The sequence below is a fragment of the Acidovorax sp. FJL06 genome, assembly GCF_003852545.1.
Taxonomy (GTDB): Bacteria; Pseudomonadota; Gammaproteobacteria; order Burkholderiales; family Burkholderiaceae_C; genus Acidovorax.
The window spans coordinates 58,501-77,574 of the sequence record NZ_QAJR01000005.1; the positions used below are offsets into that span (position 1 = coordinate 58,501).

The 19,074-nt window shown below is 66.1% G+C and carries 14 protein-coding genes; 4 read left to right on the forward strand and 10 right to left on the reverse strand.

Translation table 11 applies throughout. The features are described from left to right. Window positions 1–16: 16 nt before the first annotated feature. Both DBV10_RS03520 and DBV10_RS03525 read left to right on the forward strand, forming a co-directional pair. Complete coding sequence (locus DBV10_RS03520) at window positions 17–1,495, forward strand: Ppx/GppA phosphatase family protein (protein ID WP_124510695.1); 1,479 nt, start codon at window positions 17–19, stop codon at window positions 1,493–1,495. 52 nt (window positions 1,496–1,547) lie between these two features. Further along, window positions 1,548–2,081 carry a hypothetical protein gene (locus DBV10_RS03525; protein WP_124510697.1) on the forward strand — a complete coding sequence of 178 codons (534 nt, stop codon included), beginning with the start codon at window positions 1,548–1,550 and terminating at the stop codon, window positions 2,079–2,081. A gap of 85 nt (window positions 2,082–2,166) precedes the next feature. On the opposite strand, the gene DBV10_RS03530 is transcribed toward DBV10_RS03525, so the two are convergent. From DBV10_RS03530 to DBV10_RS03550, 5 genes are all read right to left on the reverse strand, one after another. Continuing rightward, window positions 2,167–2,631, reverse strand: a complete 465-nt coding sequence (locus tag DBV10_RS03530) for a histidine phosphatase family protein (RefSeq protein WP_124510699.1) — start codon at window positions 2,629–2,631, stop codon at window positions 2,167–2,169. Next, entirely contained in the window at window positions 2,628–4,688 is a 2,061-nt protein-coding gene (gene ppk1, locus DBV10_RS03535) for a polyphosphate kinase 1 (RefSeq protein ID WP_124510999.1), read from the reverse strand. Before ppk1 ends, DBV10_RS03530 begins: the two co-directional genes overlap by 4 nt. A gap of 174 nt (window positions 4,689–4,862) precedes the next feature. Beyond that, the gene (locus DBV10_RS03540) at window positions 4,863–5,954 is read right to left on the reverse strand and encodes a glycosyltransferase family 1 protein (RefSeq protein ID WP_124510701.1); all 1,092 of its coding nucleotides are present in this window, start codon (window positions 5,952–5,954) and stop codon (window positions 4,863–4,865) included. Next, window positions 5,951–6,823 (reverse strand): UDP-2,3-diacylglucosamine diphosphatase, encoded by an 873-nt coding sequence (locus tag DBV10_RS03545; RefSeq protein ID WP_124510703.1) that lies wholly within the window; start codon window positions 6,821–6,823, stop codon window positions 5,951–5,953. The genes DBV10_RS03540 and DBV10_RS03545 overlap by 4 nt, the downstream gene beginning before the upstream one ends. Then, entirely contained in the window at window positions 6,823–7,659 is an 837-nt protein-coding gene (locus DBV10_RS03550; protein WP_124510705.1) for a GNAT family N-acetyltransferase, read from the reverse strand. Before DBV10_RS03550 ends, DBV10_RS03545 begins: the two co-directional genes overlap by 1 nt. A gap of 207 nt (window positions 7,660–7,866) precedes the next feature. Between DBV10_RS03550 and DBV10_RS03555 the strand changes: the two genes are divergently transcribed. Both DBV10_RS03555 and DBV10_RS03560 read left to right on the forward strand, forming a co-directional pair. Further along, on the forward strand, window positions 7,867–10,818 hold the full coding sequence (locus DBV10_RS03555; RefSeq protein ID WP_233589792.1) for an EAL domain-containing protein: 2,952 nt from the start codon (window positions 7,867–7,869) through the stop codon (window positions 10,816–10,818). 184 nt (window positions 10,819–11,002) lie between these two features. Beyond that, entirely contained in the window at window positions 11,003–13,255 is a 2,253-nt protein-coding gene (locus DBV10_RS03560; protein WP_124510710.1) for a bifunctional diguanylate cyclase/phosphodiesterase, read from the forward strand. 37 nt (window positions 13,256–13,292) lie between these two features. Here DBV10_RS03560 and DBV10_RS03565 read toward each other — a convergent pair whose 3' ends face one another. The 5 genes from DBV10_RS03565 to DBV10_RS03585 all read right to left on the reverse strand — a co-directional run bounded on the left by DBV10_RS03565 (window position 13,293) and on the right by DBV10_RS03585 (window position 19,068). Beyond that, window positions 13,293–13,835, reverse strand: a complete 543-nt coding sequence (locus tag DBV10_RS03565) for a GNAT family N-acetyltransferase (RefSeq protein WP_124510712.1) — start codon at window positions 13,833–13,835, stop codon at window positions 13,293–13,295. Between the two features lie 70 nt (window positions 13,836–13,905). Further along, window positions 13,906–15,240 carry a phosphoglucosamine mutase gene (gene glmM / locus DBV10_RS03570; RefSeq protein ID WP_124510714.1) on the reverse strand — a complete coding sequence of 445 codons (1,335 nt, stop codon included), beginning with the start codon at window positions 15,238–15,240 and terminating at the stop codon, window positions 13,906–13,908. A gap of 100 nt (window positions 15,241–15,340) precedes the next feature. After that, complete coding sequence (gene folP, locus DBV10_RS03575; RefSeq protein WP_124510716.1) at window positions 15,341–16,171, reverse strand: dihydropteroate synthase; 831 nt, start codon at window positions 16,169–16,171, stop codon at window positions 15,341–15,343. A gap of 138 nt (window positions 16,172–16,309) precedes the next feature. Then, on the reverse strand, window positions 16,310–18,232 hold the full coding sequence (gene ftsH / locus DBV10_RS03580) for an ATP-dependent zinc metalloprotease FtsH (protein WP_124510718.1): 1,923 nt from the start codon (window positions 18,230–18,232) through the stop codon (window positions 16,310–16,312). 173 nt (window positions 18,233–18,405) lie between these two features. Next, a complete protein-coding gene (locus DBV10_RS03585) occupies window positions 18,406–19,068 on the reverse strand; it encodes an RlmE family RNA methyltransferase (protein ID WP_124510720.1) in 663 nt (220 codons plus the stop codon). Window positions 19,069–19,074 lie beyond the last annotated feature (6 nt).

Sequence of the window (19,074 nt, forward strand, 5' to 3'; positions counted from 1 at the left end):
CTTTCACCAGAACAACATGCAGAACGGCACACGCCTCGCCGCGGTCGACCTCGGCTCCAACAGCTTTCGCCTTGAAATCGGGCGCTATGAGTTCGGCCATATCCAGCGGGTCGAATACCTCAAGGAAACCGTGCGCCAGGGCAACGGCCTGGACGAGGACCGCAACCTGACGCGGGACGCCATGGAGCGCGGCTGGGCCTGCCTGGCGCGGTTTGGCGAACGGTTGGCAGGATTCCCGCGCGCCCAAGTCCGGGCAGTGGCCACCCAAACCCTGCGGGAGGCCCGCAACCGCGAAGAATTCCTGTCGCGCGGCAGCGAAGTGCTGGGCTACCCCATCGACGTGGTGTCCGGCCCCGAGGAAGCCCGCCTGATCTACCAGGGCGTGGCGCGGCTTCTGCCGCAATCGGATGAACGGCGGCTGGTGGTCGATATCGGGGGCCGCTCCACCGAATTCATCCTGGGCCAGCAATTCACCCCCCATGCAGTGGCATCGTTTCGCGTCGGCAGTGTTGCCTGGTCCCAGCGCTACTTCGCCCAAGGCGAGTTCACCGCCCAGGCGTTCCTGGCGGCAGAAATTGCCGCCAAGGCGGTGCTGGACGAGGCCCTGGCAACCTTTCGGCCCGACGCCTGGGAGGTCGCCTATGGCTCCTCGGGCACCGCAGGCGCCGTGGGCGACCTGCTTGCGGCCGCAGGCGGCCCCGAAGGCCTCATCACGCGCGACGGCCTGAACTGGCTCCATGACCGCCTCCTGCGCGCACAGAGCGCTGACCGCCTGCGCCTGGATGGGCTGAAAGAAGAGCGGCGCGCCGTCATCGGTGGCGGCATCAGTGTGCTGCGCGCCATTTTTGACCTGCTGGAAATCAACGAAATGCAGGTGGCGCAAGGCGCCTTGCGCCAAGGCGCCCTCTACGACCTGCTCGACCGCGAGCAACCCGAGACCGACCTGCGCACCACCACCGTCAACGGGCTGATGCAGCGCTTTGGCGTGGACATGGAGCATGCGGAGCGGGTGGCGCGCACGGCCTGCGCATTGTTCGACCAGGCCGCCCCCCAGGACAGCGAGCGCGCCTCGCGCAAGCTGGACTGGGCGGCCCGCCTGCACGAGATTGGCTGCCTCATCTCGCACAGCGACTCACACCGCCACGGCGCCTACATCCTCGACAACACCGATGCCGCCGGCTTTGCCGTGCCCGAGCTGCACCGGCTTGGCGTGCTCGTGCAGGGGCAGCGGGGCAAGGTCCGCAAGCTCGGCGCGGACCTGGACGACCCCACCTTTGTGCTGCAACTGCTGAGCCTGCGGCTGGCCGTGGCCCTGTGCCACGCGCGCCGCGATCCAGACACCGCAGGCCTGGCCCTGCTGCGCAACGGGCAGCGCTTTCAGGCCCGCACGCGGGCTGGCTGGGCCGCGGCCTACCCGCAGTCGGCGCACCTTCTGCGCGAAGAAGCGCAGGCCTGGCAGAAAACGCCCTGGGAGCTGGTCCTTGACCTGCCGTGAGCATCGGCAATAAACTATATAAACTGTTTATACCGTTTATTTGCTTATTGCCATGACCAACGTTTCTACCGCACCCAGCGCCTCCGCCGCCCCGGCAGCATCCGCCCCCGCCCCGGCGGCACAACCGGCCAAGACCACCAAGCCTGCCAAAGCGGCCACACCAGCAGCCACCGTGGCAACCAAGCCCGCCAAAAAGGCCGAAGCCAAGAAGCCCCCCGCAGCCCCAAAGCCCGTGACCCCCAAGGCGCCCAAAGCTGCGGCACCAGCAGCCGCCAAGGCAACCAAAGATGCCAAGGCCAAGAAGCCCAAACTGGTGCGTGACAGCTTCACCATCCCCAAGGATGAGTACGCCGTGATCGAAGCGCTCAAGCAGCGCGCAGCCACCTTGGCCCAGCCGGTCAAGAAGAGCGAGTTGCTGCGTGCAGGCCTCAAGGTGCTGGCAGGCCTGTCCGACAGCGCACTGCGCAGCGCCTTGCAGGCCGTGCCCTCCATCAAGACGGGGCGCCCCAAAGCAGAGGCGGCGGCCCCTGCTGCCGCACCTGCAGCACCGGCCGCGAAGAAAATCAGCGCAAAACCCCGCAAGTAAGGCAAAAAGTGCGGATACAGCCACGGCCGAGCGCTTGAGAGCGAAAGCACACTCTGCCCGCTGCGCCCTCCTCGCGCATTGCGGGCTATAAAAACTCCGGCGATTGCACCGTCAGCAACACCGTCTGGCTCTGGTCCAGTCGCTGGCGCTGGCGCAGCCACCACACGGACCCCTTGCGGACCGCGCACTCCGCCGCCTGCAACTCCAGCAATTGGGCAATGGTCTGCCCCAGCACGGGCTGGTGCCCAACGATCAGCACCGTGCCCTTGGCGCGGGGCCACTGGGCCAGTTCCAGCAGGTCCTGAACGCCTCCGCCTGGCAACAGCTCCGCCCGCATCTTGAACTTGCGCCCCAGTGCATTGGCCGTCTGTTCGGTCCGGCGCGCGGGGCTGGCCAGCACGCGCAGACCTTCCGGCAATTGCCGGTCCAGCCATGCGGCCATGCGCGCAGCCTGCTTCTCCCCCCGGGAGGTCAGGGCGCGCGCCAGGTCATCGCAGCCATCCGGCGCCTCTTCGGCTTCAGCGTGGCGCCACAGAATCAGGTCCATCATGCCGTCCTTTGCTCGATCCGGGAAAGGGCTGCGGCGGGCCCGTAGCGCACCATCAAGGCGTCCTGTGCCCCCAACCCCACGCCTGGGCGCGGCGCACGGTCATAGGTACCACGCGCATTCAAGGTCCAGGCATCCCGGTCGTCGTGCAGATAGGCCACCAGGCATTCATCCACGATCTGCTGGCGCAGGCCGGGGTCCGTGATGGGCCAGGCCAGTTCGACACGGCGCATCATGTTGCGGTTCATCCAGTCGGCGCTGGAAAGGTACAGGTCTTCCTCGGCCCCCGCGCGGAAGTAGAAAACGCGCGTGTGTTCGAGGAAACGGCCAATCACCGAGCGCACGCGGATGTTGTCCGTGACCCCGGGCACCTGCGCGGCCAGCATGCAGGCACCGCGCACGATGAGGTCGATGCGCGCTCCGCGCTGCCCCGCCAGGATGAGCGCACGGATCAGCGACTCGTCCGTGAGGGCGTTCATCTTGGCGACGATCCGCGCGTCCTCGCCCCGGCTGGCAGCCTGCCCGACCTGTTCGATCTTTTCGATCATGCGGCGGTGCAGATGAAAGGGTGCCAACATGAGCTTGCGCAGCTTGGGCGGTCGGTTCTGGCTGGCCAGGTGGTTGAACACACCGTCCATGTCGGCCGTGGTTTCCTCATCGGCCGTGAGATAGCTCAGGTCGGTGTAGAGCCGGGCCGTGCGCACGTTGTAGTTGCCCGTGGAAAGGTGCCCATAGCGCCGCAGTTGCCGCCCTTCGCGGCGCGTGACCAGCAGCATCTTGGCATGCGTCTTCAGCCCCACCACGCCATACACCACCTGCGCGCCAATCGACTCCAGCGCCTCGGCCCAGTTGATGTTGGCCTCTTCGTCAAAGCGCGCCTTGAGTTCTACAACCGCCATGACCTCCTTGCCCCGGCGCACGGCCTCGGACAGCAGGTCCATGAGTTCCGAATCGGCCCCGGTGCGGTAGATGGTCTGCTTGATGACCAGCACCTGCGGGTCGTTCACCGCCTCGCGCAGGAAGGCCAGCAGGCCGTCGAAGCTCTCGAAGGGCTGGTGGATCAGCACGTCCCGCTGCCGCAGCTGCTCCATGATCGACACCCCGGGCTGCAGTTGGCGGGGCCACGACGAACTCCAGGCAGGGAACAGCAACGCAGGGTCGTTGACCAGATCCACCAGCTGCGTGAGCCGCACCAGGTTGACCGGGCCCTGCACGCGGTACAAGGCGGCGGCCGGAAGGCCAAACTGCGCCAGCAAAAAATCCGACAGGAACTTCGAGCAACCGGCCGACACCTCCAGGCGCACAGCCTGCCCATAGTGGCGGTGCTGCAGCCCTTGGCGCAGGGCGGTGCGCAGGTTGCGCACATCTTCCTCGTCCAGCGCCAGATCGGAATGGCGCGTGACGCGGAACTGCGAGAACTCGGTCACCTCGCGGCCCGGGAAAAGATCCTCCAGGTGCGCGCGGATGATGCTCGACAGGCTGACGAACAGCGCCTCCCTGGGCGCCACCTTCGCGGGCATGCGGATCAGGCGTGGCAGCGCACGCGGCACCTTCACGATGGCAATTTCGTTTTCGCGGCCAAAGGCGTCACGCCCCTTGAGGCGGACGATGAAATTCAGGGATTTGTTGGCAACCTGCGGAAAGGGGTGCGCCGGGTCCAGCCCCACTGGGATCAGCAGCGGGCGGACTTCGCGCACAAAGTACTCGTGCACCCAGCGCTTTTGCTCGGGTGATCGATCGCCATGGCCCACGATGCGGATGCCATGCTGGGCGAAGGCGGGCACCAGGGCATCGTTGTACAGGGTGTATTGCCGCTCCACCAGGTCGTGGACCTTGGCCGAGAGGGCCTCGAACGAGCCCATGGTGTAGAGCCCCTTGGTCTCCCCCTTCTTGGCGGCGGTGATGTGGGGTGCCGCGCGCACCTCGAAGAATTCATCCAGGTTGGAGGACACGATGCACAGGTAGCGCAGGCGCTCCAGCAACGGCACGTCCGTGCGCACCGCCCAGTCGAAGACCCGCTCGTTGAACGCAAGGATGCTGTGGTCGCGGTCCAGGAACATGGGGGGCGGCGCGCCGTGGTGGAACGCCTCTGGCGAAGGCCCCTGGTCAGGCAACGGCGCCAGGGACATATCTGCCACGGTGTCTGAACGCTCGCGCTGCGCGGAAGCAGCATCAATAGGAAGCAAGGGCAACATGGATACGCAAACGCGGCAAATGCAGGATGGCTCCAGTATTTAACGACCAGATGACAATGATGTGACAGATTTTGTGACAGCCACAGAACCCGTCACACCCGCGCTGCGGGTGGGCACCAGGTAGCGCAGAAACAACTGTGCGGCCTGGGCCCGGGTGAAATCCAGCGCCCGGCTGCGCGCTTCAGCGCGCGGAATCGCCAGTGCCTGCTGGCTGGCTGTCAACAGGTTGTCATGCAGCACGCCGCCGCGAGGGGAACGCCCCTGGTGCGCCCCCAACACCTCCATGGGCCCATCCACCGGAAAGGCGGCCACCGGGGTTCCGCAGGCCATGGCCTCCAGCATCACGAGCCCAAACGTTTCCGAGCAGCTGGGGAAAACAAAGACATCGGCCGCCGCGTACACCTGCGCCAGGGTCGCGCGGTCCAGAATACCCAGCCAGCGCACCTGCGGGTACTTTGCCTTGAGCCGGGCCTCCAGCGGCCCGACGCCGCACACCACCTTGGTCCCAGGCATGTCCAGCCGCAAAAAGGCCTCGATGTTCTTTTCGTAGGAAATGCGCCCCACATACAGGGACACAGGGTGGGCCAGCACACCGGTGAGCGGGCTCGGGCAGGCCTCACCGTGGAACGGGAAGGCCTGGGTGTCCACCCCATGGGTCCATTGGCGCAGATTGCGAAAGCCCCGCTGCTCCAACATCTGCAACACCCCCTGCGTGGGCACCATCACACCGGACGAAGGCCGGTGGAAATGCCGGAACAGCGCATACCCCCAGGACAGGGGAACGCGCAACGCCGCATGGAGGATTTCCGGAAACTTGGTATGGAACGCGGTCGTGAACGCCAGCCCGCGCCGAAGGCAATAGCGGCGCCCCGCCCAGCCCAACGGGCCCTCGGTGGCCAGGTGGATCACGTCAGGTTGCATCGCATCGAGCATCTTGGCCACCAGCCGGCCCGGGCGAACCGCCAGGTCAATGCCCGCATAGCCTGGGCAGGGCCGGGTGGTGAACTGACCCGGGTGCACCACCTGCACCTCGTGCCCCGCGCCCTCCAGCTCCCGCACCAGTTGCAGCAAGGTGGTGACCACCCCATTGACCTGGGGCAACCAGGCATCGGTCAGCAAGGCAATTCTCATGCGGCGACTCCGGCTTTTGCAGGGGATATTGTGGTGTGCACGGGCGCAGCGGGCCACTGCAGCAGTTCAAGCCGGCCGTCCAGGTGCTCGACCAGCGCGGTGTGGCTTTCCACCCAATCGCCGTCGTTGCAGTACAGCGTGCCGCCGATCTCCCGCATCTCGGCCCGGTGGATATGGCCGCACACCACGCCGTCGTGGCCACGGCGGCGCGCCTCTGCAGCGACAGCCACCTCAAAATCGGTCACGTAGTTGAGGGCCTTCTTCACCTTGCCCTTGAGATAGGCCGACAGCGACCAGTAGGGCAGGCCCATGCGCGCACGCAGGGTGTTGAGGTGGCGATTGAGCTTGAGCGTGAACTCATACAGGTTGTCACCCAGGTACGCGAGCCACTTGGCGCACTGGATGACGCCGTCAAAATGGTCCCCGTGCGTGACCCAGAGGCTGCGGCCATCGGCCGTGATGTGCACCGCTTCGGCCACCACCTCGATGCCGCCAAACGAATGGCCCACAAACGCCCGGGCAAACTCGTCGTGGTTGCCCGGCACAAACACCACCCGGCACCCCTTGCGCGCACGGCGCAGCAGCTTCTGCACCACGTCGTTGTGGGCCTGGGGCCAGAACCATCTGCGCCGCAGCTGCCAGCCATCCACGATGTCGCCCACCAGGTACAGGTGGTCGCTGGGGTGGTGCTTGAGAAAGTCCAGCAAGGCAACGGCCTGGCATCCGGGCGTGCCCAGGTGCAGATCCGAAATGAACACCGCGCGGTACCGGCGCGGCCCGCCAGCGGGCAGGAGGGTGTCGGACCCGGCGCCGTCCGGCCCCAGGGGCTCATGCAGCCAGGGGCCGAGTGCGTCGAACGCGGCGCGCATCAGGCCCCCAGGAAGTGCTTGCGATAGCGGGGGTGCAGGTCTGCTAGGCGCATCAGCATGGGCAGGTCTGCGGTGTTGAAATCGGGGTCCCAGGCGGGAGCGCCCAGCACGCGCGCGCCCAGGCGCAGGTAGCCTTTGATCAGGGCCGGCGGCTCCACCGCAATGGAGCCATCCAGGTGCTCCACCGGCAGGGGCAGGCGCGGCAGCACATGGTATTCAATCGGCGCAAGATGGGTCTTGCGCACCTGCTGCCAGATGCTGGCTGCAGCATCGCCACTGACCACCCCGTTGTGCAGCATCGGGATGCTGGCGCAGCCAATCATGGTGTCGAGCTGGTTGCGCACCATGAAGTCCGCCAGTGCGCTCCACAGCGCCATGATCACCCCCCCATGGCGGTGGTCGGGATGCACACAGCTGCGGCCCAGCTCCACCATGCGGGGGCGCAGGGTGCGCAGGCGCGTCAGGTCGAATTCGGTATCGCTGTAAGTGCCGCCCACCCGCTTGGCCTGTGCAGGCGTGAGCACCCGGTAAGTCCCAATGACTTGTTGGCTCTGGGCATCGCGCACCAGGAGGTGCTCACAATAGTCGTCGAACAGGTCCACGTCGTGGCAGGGGATGGGGGTCGTCAATCGAGCGCCCATCTCTGCCGCAAACACATCGAACCGCAGCCGCTGTGCCTCCCGCACTTCATCCAGGTGCCGCGCCCACGCCACCTGGATCGCGCCGCGCTCCGGGCCGGGCTTTGCAGCCCCGGGCACGGCCGCAGGGCGGTGGGGAGTGCCTGCGGCAATCGCATCGGGGGCGGGGGGCAGCGTCAGGTTGGGCAGTTCATTCATGGTGCAGCGTCTCTTTCTGTGAGGACGGGGCTGGCTGAAAACTCCAGCCACTCAGACCCAGGGAATCCATTTCCCTGGCCCGAAGTGTGGAATTGGAAAGTGACGCCGCCGTGTCGAAGGCATGTCAGGGCCATGACAAGAAAGCCCTCGCGCTGCCGGGTTCCCTGCGGCCTGCCCGCCTGCATAATTGGTCCAGGAAACCGCACCGTGTCCGCACCCGCCCTCACCTCCTCCCGCCGCCCCACGACCGCCTTTTTGGCGGTGTTTGTCCTGGCGGCGATCTGCGCAGGCGCGCTGATCTGGACCCTGGAGCGCCAGGAACGCGCTCAGCAGCGCACCCAGGCCGCAGACATGGCAGGCGATCACGTGCAGGCGCTGCAGCGCGCCATAGAACTGGCCCTCTCTGCCAACAACGCCCTCGTGGCACTGGTCCGGCAAGGGCAAGGCAACGTCACCCAGTTCGAAGAGGTAGGCACCCAAATGCTGCCGTTCTATCCCGGCATTGCGGCCATGGGCCTCTCGCCCGGGGGGGTCGTCCGGCAGGTGGTGCCCCGGCGGGGCAACGAGAACCTGATCGGCTTCGACCAGCTCCAGGACCCCCGGCAAAGCGCCGAGTCGATCCGCGCGCGGGACACGGGCCTGCTCACGCTGGCCGGCCCGATCGAGCTGGTGCAGGGGGGGCTCGGGGTGGTGGGCCGCCAGCCCGTGTATCTGGACGACGAGCAAGGCCAGCGCAGCTTCTGGGGCTTCACCTACGTCACCATCCGCCTGCCCGAAGTGCTGGCCGCCACCCGCTTGCCGCAGCTCACCGAGCGCGGCTACCGCTATCGGCTGTGGCGCGTGCGGCCCGACACCGGTGAAGAGCAGACCATCACGGCCTCCAGCCCGCCACCCGGCAGCGACGCCGTGGGCCGCTCGCTGACCTTGCCCAACGGGCAATGGACCCTGAGCCTGGAACCCGCCAGCGGCTGGGGTGCCCCGGCCGTACTCGCCCTGCGCGGCGCCCTGGGCCTGCTGTTTGCACTGCTGATGGCCTACCTGGCCCGCCTGCTTGTGGCCCTGAAGGCCCACGAACGCGGGCTCGCCTTCCAGGTGGCCGAGCGCACCACGGAAATCGAGGCCACCCAACAGCAGCTGCGGGCCACCATCGATGCCATACCCGACCCCCTGTTCGAGCTGGACCAGGAGGGCCGCTACTACAGCGTGCACAGCCAGCGCGCCGAACTGCTGACCATGCCTGCCGACCAGTTGATCGGACGCAATGTGACCGATGTGCTGCCCGCCCTGGCGGCGCTGTCGGTCATGGATGTTCTGACGGAAGCCCAGGGGCAGGGCTGGTCCACAGGGCGGCAGATCATGCTGGACCTGCCCGGCCTCGGGACCACCTGGTTCGAATTGTCAGCGGCCCGCAAACCCGGCCCGGAAGGCGCCGCGCCCCGCTTCATCCTGCTGTCCCGCGACATCACGGAGCGCAAGCGCTCTCAGGAGCAGCTGCAGCTGACCGCCCAGGTGTTCGACCAAAGCAGCGAAGCCATCGTGATCGCGGATGCGTCCCACACCATCGTGCGCATCAACCGGGCCTTCACGCGCATCACGGGGTATTCCGAATCCGAGGCCGTGGGCCAATCCGTGCGCCTGCTCACCGTGGCCGAGTCCACCCAGGACTTCAGCGCCGACACCGTCTACGCCCGCCTCACCCAGGAAGGGCATTGGGAGGGCGAGGCCTGGGGCCGCCGCAAGGATGGCTCCACCTATCCGCAATGGCTGTCCGTGAGCAGCGTGCGCGATGGCAATGGGAGCGCCACCCATTCCATCACGCTGTTCCACGACATCACCGTGCAGCGCGAGGCGCAGGACCGCATCCAGCGCCTGGCGCACTTCGACCCCCTGACCAGCCTGCCCAACCGCGCCCTGCTGGCCGAGCGGGCCCGGCAGCACATCAGCGACGAGCAGGCCAAGGGCGGCACGCTGGCGATGCTGTTCCTGGACCTGGACCACTTCAAGAATGTGAACGACTCGCTGGGCCACCGCATTGGCGACATCCTGCTGGTAGCTGTCGCGCGCCGGCTGCAGTCCCTGCTCAGCGCCCAGGACACCGTTTCGCGCCTGGGCGGGGACGAGTTTCTGCTGCTGCTGCCCTCGGCCTCCGCAGCCCATGCGGCCGAGGTGGCCACCCGGCTGCTGGCCGCCGTGGCCCAACCCTTCCAGATCGACCCCTACGAGCTGACCACCACCTTGTCCGTGGGCATTGCGATGTACCCGGCCGACGGCGACTCCTTCGACACGCTGTACCAGCGCGCGGATGCCGCCATGTACCGGGCCAAGCAAGGTGGGCGCAATCGGTATGGCTTCTTCACGGCCGACCTGGAAGCGCGCACGGCCCGCGCCCTGCAGATCGAAAACGCGCTGCGCCGCGCCCTGGAGCGCAACCAGTTCGAACTGCACTACCAACCGCAGGTGTCGCTCACCACACGCCAGGTCGTCGGCGCCGAAGCCTTGCTGCGGTGGCGCCATCCTGAGCTGGGCATGGTGTCCCCTGCAGAGTTCGTCCCCGTGGCAGAAAGCAGCGGCATGATTGTGGCCATCGGCGAGTGGGTGCTCCACACCGCCGTGAACGACGCCAAGCGGTGGCTGGACCTGCAGCTGCCCCTGCGGGCCATATCGGTCAACCTCTCTGCGGTGCAGTTCCGCCACCCGCAGCTTCCCGAAATGGTGACGCGCTGCCTGCAGCAGGCAGGACTGCCGGCACGCCGACTCGAACTCGAGCTGACCGAGGGCGCAGCAGTGGACGACCCCGCAGCCGCGCTGGCCATGATGGACCAACTGCATGAGCGGGGGGTGCGTCTGTCGATGGACGACTTTGGCACCGGTTACTCTTCGCTGAGCTACCTCAAGCGCTTTCAGATCTACAAACTGAAAATCGACCAGTCGTTTGTGCGCGACCTGGACGAAGACGCCAATGACCGCGCCATCGTGAGCGCCATCATCCGCATGGCGCAGGCGCTGGGCATGCAGACCACGGCCGAAGGGGTGGAAACCGCGGGCCAGCTCGCATTCCTGCGGGAACAAGGCTGCGATGAAGGCCAGGGCTACTACTTCAGCCGCCCCCTGCCCGCAGACGCGTTCGAGGCCTATCTGCGCGCATACCACAGCGGCTAAAGCACCGGCCACAAGGCTTTTGGTGATGGGGCGCCTCCGTGCAGCGCCCCGCTGCACCTGGCACAGCACCGTTGGCAACGCATCCGCTCCTGCGGCATACCCGCAGTGGGGTTGTAAGCCGGCACTGCTACACTTTGGTACAAATCATTGAGGCCGTCTGGCCCTGCCGCCCGAACTGGTCTCTATGTCTCCGCTGTACAGCACTCCGGAATTGCAGCGCCTTGGAGTTGCCCCCGCCCCCCCTCTGCACCGCACCCTGCGTGAGCAACAGATCCTGCTCGACAGCGCAGGCGTGGGCATTGTTTTCCTGCGCCAGCGCAGCGTCGTCCGCTGCAATCAGCGGTATGCCGAGATTTTTGGCTATTCCAGCCCGGCACGCCTGGTGGGGCTCAACACCGAAACCTTCTACCCCGACCGCGATGCATTCCGCGAGCTGGGGCGCATGGCCTACCCGGTGCTGGCCCAGGGACAATCCTTCCGCGTGGAACGCCAGCTGCGCCGCCGCGATGGCACGCTGTTCTGGGGCAGCCTCACGGGCCGGCTCATCAACCCGCACGACACCACCGAAGGCTCCATCTGGATCCTGGACGACATCGATGAGCAAAAGCGCGCCCAGGCCGCGCTGAGCGCCGCAGTGCGCGAAAAGCAGCTGCTGTTCGACAGCGCCATGGTGGGCATCGTTTTTCTGCGTGACCGGCACCTCACCCGGTGCAACGACCACTTCGAGCAGATGCTGGGCTTTCAGCCCGGCGAACTCCTGGGCAGTTCGTCGCGCCGCTGGTACGCCAGTGACGAAGCCTGGGAGGAAGTGGGCCGCCGTTGCTATCCAGGTCTGGCCACCGGACAGTCCTACGAGGGCGAGGTGGAGCTTTGCCGCAAGGACGGCACCCCCGTGATCTGCGAGGTCCGCAGCAAGCCCATCGACCCTGCCGACCCTTCGCAGGGCTCCATCTGGATCACGATGGACATCACCGACCGCAAACAGGCCCAGGCGGCGCTGGCCCGCACGCACGAAGAACTGGAGCAGCAGGTGCAGGACCGCACCCGCGAGCTGCGCGAGACGGTGGATAACCTGCACCGCGAGATCAACGACCGCAAGGCCGACCAGGAGCGCATCTACTGGCTGGCCCACTACGACGCCCTCACCGGCCTGCCCAACCGCGCGCTGCTGGCCGAGCGTGCGCAACAGGCCATCCAGGTGGCCCAGGAGAACAACACGCCGCTGGCCGTGATCTTCCTGGACCTGGACCATTTCAAGCACGTGAACGACTCGCTGGGACACCGCGTGGGCGACGCGTTGCTGGTCGAGATCGCCAAGCGGCTGCGGGCCGTGGTGCGCGACAAGGACACCGTGGCACGCCTCGGCGGCGATGAGTTCATCCTGCTGCTGCCAGGCGCCAATGCCCATGGCGCGGCCCGGGTGGCAGGCAAGCTGCAGGAGGCATCGCGCCAGCACTACCAGATCGATCACCACGAACTCACCATGGCCCCGTCCATGGGGGTGGCGCTGTTCCCGCAGGACGGCAGCGACTTCGACACGCTCACTCAGTCCGCCGACGTGGCCATGTACCGCGCCAAGCTCGATGGCCGCAACACCTTCCGCTTTTTCACCCCCGAAATGCAGGCCCAGTCGGTGCGCGCATTGCAGCTGGAAAACGCCCTGCGCCGCGCTCTGGAGCGCGACCAGCTCCGCCTGCACTACCAGCCCCAGATGAGTCTGGCCACGGGCAATGTCCGCAGCGTGGAGGCCTTGCTGCGCTGGCAGCACCCGCAACTGGGGCAGGTCTCTCCCGCCGAATTCATTCCCATCGCTGAAGACAGCGGGCAAATCCTGCAGATTGGGGAATGGGTGCTGCGCACGGCACTGGCGCAGCTCAAGGCCTGGCGGTCTTGCGGCTTCCCCGGGCTCACGATGGCGGTGAATCTTTCCGCCATCCAGTTCCGCCAGCCCCAGTTGCCCGAGCTCGTCAGCCGCATGCTGGCGGAGTTTGACCTCCCGCCCGACTCGCTGGAGCTGGAGCTGACCGAAGGCGTGGCCGTGGACGACCCCCATGCTGCCGTGGCGACCATGGACCAGTTGCATGCACGGGGGGTGCGCATGTCCATGGATGACTTTGGCACCGGCTACTCCTCACTGAGCCAGCTCAAGCGGTTCCAGATCTTCAAGCTCAAGATCGACCAGTCGTTCGTGCGCGACCTGGGCAACGACAGCAACGACCGCGCCATCGTGAGCGCCATCATCCGCATGGCGCAGGCCCTGGGCATCCGCACCACGGCCGAGGGCGTCGAAACGGAATGCCAGCTGGCCTTTCTTCACGAACAGGGGTGCGATGAGGCCCAGGGCTACCACTTCAGCACACCGCTGCCGGCGGCGGACCTGGAAGTGTTCATGCGCCAGCACCTGCATCGGGCACCCGACACCAGGGCCTTGGCCTGAGCGCCCCGGTGTTGCCTGACGGAGCCCAAAGGCCCCGTCAATCCAGCAGCTTCTGAAAAAATTGTGCCGACCCCATCCGGGGGTCCAGCGCATAGGCCGCGAAGCCTTCGCGCTCGTAGGCGTGGATCGCGGCCCGGTTGCCAGCCAGGACCTCCAGCGTGAGCTTGCAGGCGCCCCGCCCCCGGGCCAGGACTTCGACCTCCTGCAGCATGCGCTGCGCAATGCGGTGGCCGCGCCAGGCCGGCGCCACCACCACATCGTGCACATTGACCAGGGGCTTGCAGGCAAAGGTCGAGAACCCCTCGAAGCAGTTGACCAGCCCCACCGCCACCCCGGCACCGGGCGCAGAGGCCGCGCCCTCCTCCTCCACCCAGGCCATGACGCTGAACGCCTGCGGTTGCCGCTGGCGCAGCGCCTGGACCAGCCCCTGCTTGACCGCAGCACCCAGGGGCTTGCCGCCGCCCGCCATGTCCTGCGCATAACCGTCCAGCAAGGCCAGCAGTGCGGCCGCGTCACGGGGATCGGCGTAGTCCACCGTTCGCACGGTGACGCGGGGTATGGGGTCCGTGGTCGGTGTCATCAGTCACTCCTGCGAGCGGAAATGGCGGGGAAGAATGGTCCCCGTGGAGGCATGTGCACGGGCCTGAGTCTCAGCCCGCACGGGCCGCATCGGCCAGCCGCTGCGCGCAGGAGCTGGCCATTTGCGCGTCCTGGGCCTCCACCATCACGCGCAGCAAGGGCTCGGTGCCGCTGGCGCGGATGAGCACACGGCCCGAAGTCCCCAGATCGCGCTCCACGGCCTGCGTCGTGTCCGCCAGCAGGCGATTCGACTTCCAGTCCTGGCCCGGGGCCAAGCGGACATTGAGCAGCACCTGGGGGTACAGCGTGACCCCTCCCAGCAGCTGGGCCAGCGTCTGGCCACTGCGCACGCAGGCCTGCAGCACCTGCAGGGCACTCACCAGGCCATCACCGGTGGTGTGCCGGTCCAGCGCCAGCAGGTGGCCAGAGCCTTCCCCGCCGAGCACCCAGTGGTGGCGTGCCAGCTCTTCAAGCACATAGCGGTCCCCCACCTTGGCGCGCACAAACTTCACGCCCCGGGACTGCAGGGCCACTTCCACCGCCATGTTGGTCATCAGGGTGCCCACCACACCGGGCACATGCTCGTCGCGGCCCATGCGGTCAGAAGCCATCAGGTACAGCAGCTCGTCGCCGTTGTACAGGCGCCCCGTGGCATCCACGACCTGCAGCCGGTCCGCATCGCCATCAAGTGCAATCCCATAGTCGGCCCGGTTGGCACGCACCGCGCGCACCAAGGCGTCAGGGTGCGTGGCACCCACTTCGTGGTTGATGTTCAGGCCATCAGGGGCGCACCCGATCGACAGAACTTCGGCCCCGAGTTCGTGGAACACCTTGGGGGCCACCTGGTAGGACGCGCCATGGGCGGCATCCACCACGATCTTCAGCCCCTTGAGGGTTAAATCCTGCGGAAAGGTGCTCTTGCAGAACTCGATGTAGCGCCCTGCGGCATCGTCCAGCCGCCGCGCCTTGCCCAGGCTGGCCGAGTCGGCCCATACCGGGGGCTGGGCCAGGGCCTCTTCGACGGCATGCTCCCAGGCATCGGACAGCTTGGTGCCCTGCGCACTGAAAAACTTGATGCCGTTGTCAGGGTAAGGGTTGTGGCTGGCACTGATGACCACCCCCAGGCTGGCCCGCTGCGCACGGGTCAGATAGGCCACGCCGGGCGTCGGCAGCGGCCCGAGCAGCACCACATCCACCCCCGCAGAATTAAAACCAGACTCCAGCGCGCTCTCCAGCATGTAGCCCGAAATGCGGGTGTCCTTGCCAATCAGCACCGTGGGGCGCTCTTCCGTCTGGCGCAACACCCGGCCCACCGCATGCGCCAGGCGCAACACAAAATCCGGCGTGATGGGCGGCTGCCCCACCGTGCCACGGATGCCATCGGTTCCAAAATACTGGCGCGTCATGTTGTTGCGTCTCCTCGTGTTGATCTCGTTGTTGGCGGAGGGGTTCTCCCCCTCCCTTTTTGCCCTTGTGGCCTGCGGGGCATGCGCCCCACCCGGCCTGTCAGCCCACCCGCTGCATGGCCGACCACACCGCCAGCGCCGCAACCGTCTCTCTCACATCGTGCACGCGCACCACCGAGGCCCCCCGGTCCACCGCCAGCACGGCGGCGGCCACGCTGGGCACCATGCGCTGGTCCACCTCCAACCCGGTTACGGCCCCCAACGAAGACTTCCGCGACCAGCCTGCCAACAGTGGATAACCTGCGGCCAGCAAGGCGTCCTGCCGGGCCAGCAGGGCGAAGTTCTGCTCCACCGTCTTACCGAATCCAATGCCCGGGTCTAGAAGGATCTGTTCCTTTTGAGCCCCCAGGGCAAGCAGATTATGCGCCTGCAGCTCCAAAAACGATAGCACCTGAGGCAGTACGTCCCCGACCATGGGGGCTGCCTGCATGGTCTGCGGATCGCGGTGCATGTGCATCAGGCACACACCGCACTGGGGGTGGGAGGCGACAACAGCCAAGGCGCCCGGCTGCCGCAAGGCCCAGATGTCATTGACGATGTCGGCCCCCAGGTCGAGCACCGCCTGCATCACCGCAGGTTTGTACGTGTCCACAGAAATCGGAACGCCCAACGCCACCGCATCGCGCACCAAGGGCACCACGCGGGCCAGTTCCTCGTCCAGAGGCACGGCCGGGCTGCCGGGGCGGGTGGACTCTCCCCCGATGTCCAGGATATCGGCACCGTCCTTGAGCAGCTGCTCGCAGTGCCGCAACGCCGCGATGGTGGAGCCATGGCACCCACCGTCAGAGAAGGAGTCCGGGGTCACATTGACAATGCCCATGACCTTGGGCCGCCCCAGGTCAATGGAAAAACGGGAGGTCTGCCAAATCATGAAATCACCCCAAGGAAGCCAGGAGGCATGGTGCGTTTGAGTGTCACCAGAGGCCGTGCAAGAAGCGCCACAACCGCCTCAGCCGCCATGAAAAAACGGGGCACAAGGCCCCGTTGGAACGGCTGACCAGGCAAGCCTTCAGGCTGCCGTGGGGGCGGTCGCGTCTGCCGCCACTGCGGGCGTACCGCCGCTGGAATTGTCCCCTCCCGAGGGAGGCGTGCGCGGTGTCCAGTCCTTGGGAGGACGGGGCTCCTTGCCGGCCATGATGTCATCCAGCTGCTCGGTATCAATGGTTTCCCATTCGAGCAAGGCCTTGGCCATGGCGTGCATCTTGTCGCTGTTCTCTTCGATCAGGCGACGGGCCAGGTTGTACTGTTCGTCGATGATGCGGCGCACTTCGCCATCGACCTTCTCCATGGTCTGCTCGCTCATGTTTGTGGTCTTGGTGACCGAGCGGCCAAGGAAGACTTCGCCTTCGTTCTCGGCATAGACCATGGGGCCCAGGGCCTGCGTCATGCCATAGCGGGTGACCATGTCGCGCGCGATGTGCGTGGCGCGCTCGAAGTCGTTGCTGGCGCCGGTGGTCATCTGGTTCATGAACACCTCTTCGGCAATGCGGCCACCGAACAGCATGCTGATCTGGTTGAGCATGTACTCGCGGTCGTAGCTGTAGCGGTCCTGCTCGGGCAGGCTCATCGTCACGCCCAGCGCACGACCGCGGGGGATGATGGTGACCTTGTGCACCGGATCGCACTTGGGCAGCAGCTTGCCGATCAGGGCGTGGCCGGACTCGTGATAGGCCGTGTTGCGGCGCTCCTCCTCGGGCATGACCATGCTCTTGCGCTCAGGGCCCATGAGAATCTTGTCCTTGGCCTTCTCGAAGTCCTGCATCTCCACGGTGCGCGCGTTGCGGCGGGCCGCCATCAGCGCAGCCTCGTTGCACAGGTTGGCCAGGTCGGCACCGCTCATGCCGGGCGTGCCACGGGCAATGATCGCCGGGGCCACGTCCTGGCCGATCGGGATCTTGCGCATGTGCACGTTCAGGATCTGTTCGCGGCCCCGGATGTCGGGCAGCGTTACATACACCTGGCGGTCAAAGCGGCCGGGGCGCAGCAGGGCCGCGTCCAGGATGTCGGGGCGGTTGGTGGCTGCCACCACGATCACGCCCAGGTTGGTCTCGAAGCCGTCCATCTCGACCAGCATCTGGTTCAGGGTCTGTTCGCGCTCGTCATTGCCACCGCCCAGGCCCGCGCCACGCTGGCGGCCCACGGCGTCGATTTCATCGATGAAGATGATGCAAGGGGCATTTTTCTTGGCGTTGTCGAACATATCGCGGACGCGGGCCGCGCCCACGCCGACGAACATTTCCACGAAATCAGAGCCCGAGATGCTGAAGAACGGCACCTTGGCTTCGCCCGCGATGGACTTGGCCAGCAGGGTCTTGCCGGTACCGGGCGGGCCCACCAGCAGCAGGCCGCGCGGAATGCGGCCGCCGAGCTTCTGGAACTTCTGCGGGTCTTTCAGGAAGTCCACGACTTCCTTGACTTCTTCCTTGGCCTCGTCGCAACCGGCCACGTCCGCAAACGTGACCTGGTTGTTGTTCTCGTCGAGCATGCGCGCCTTGCTCTTGCCGAAGCTGAAGGCGCCGCCCTTGCCGCCGCCCTGCATCTGGCGCATGAAGTACACCCACACGCCGATCAGCAGCAGCATGGGGCCCCAGCTGACCAGCAGGGTCATGAGCAGTGAGCCTTCTTCACGGGGCTTCACGTCGAACTTGACGTTGTGGTTGAGCAGGTCGCCCACCAAACCCCGGTCCAGCACCGAAGCGTTCGTGCGGATCTTGCGGTCATCGTTGGTGATGGCCACGATTTCACCACCGCTCAAGCCCTCGGGGATGGTGGCGCTCTTGATGCGGTTGTTCCGAACTTCGTCAAGAAATTCGGAATAGCCGATGTGCCCTGCGCTGGCGCCGGTGCGGGTGTCAAACTGTTTGAACACCGTGAACAGCACCATGGCGATGACCAGCCATACGGCAATTTTTGAAAACCACTGATTGTTCAAGCGGGGCTCCAGTTGCAGGGAACAGAAAACGGACACACTGCCGTCACGGCGTATGTGTGGCCCATTTTAGGTCTTTCAAGCTGCCGGGCCACTCTTATTCCCACTCACGGCCATGGAATCAGCGCGGACTTTGCCGGCAAACTTCACGGATTCTTGACCGGGGGCAAGCCCGTTCAGGTCGCCTTTCGCAGGCCCATGCCCACCAGAAAGGTCTCGGACGATTTGTCGCGCGAGGCCTTGGGTTTGAGCGGCTTGACCACCTTGAAGGTCTGTTTGAACAGGGTCACCAGATCGCTGTAGCCGCTGCCATGGAAGAGCTTGACCACCAGCGCCCCGTCCGGTTTCAAATGGTTGCAAGCAAAATCCACCGCCAGCTCCACCAGGTGGGCAATCCGGGCCGCATCGGCCGACTCAATGCCCGACAGGTTGGGCGCCATGTCGGACACCACCACATCCACCACCCGTCCGTCGAGCGCCTGTTCCAGGCGCTCCAGCACTTCGGGCTCGCGAAAATCGCCGTTGAGGTAGGTCACACCCTCGATGGGCTCCATGGGCAGAATGTCCAGCGCGATGATCGCGCCGTTGAGCTGCCCCGCCGCCGCGCCCGTGGGTGACAGGCGCCGGCGCAGGTACTGGCTCCAGGCCCCCGGGGTGGAGCCCAGGTCCACCACCGTGTAACCCGGCTTGATAAGGCCCAGCTGCTCGTCAATCTCCTTGAGCTTGTAGGCGGCACGAGCGCGGTATCCCTCTTTCTGGGCCAATTTGACGTAGGTATCGTTGACGTGGTCGTTCAGCCACGCCTTATTGACCTTCTTGCTCTGGGTTTTGACTTTCATTACTTT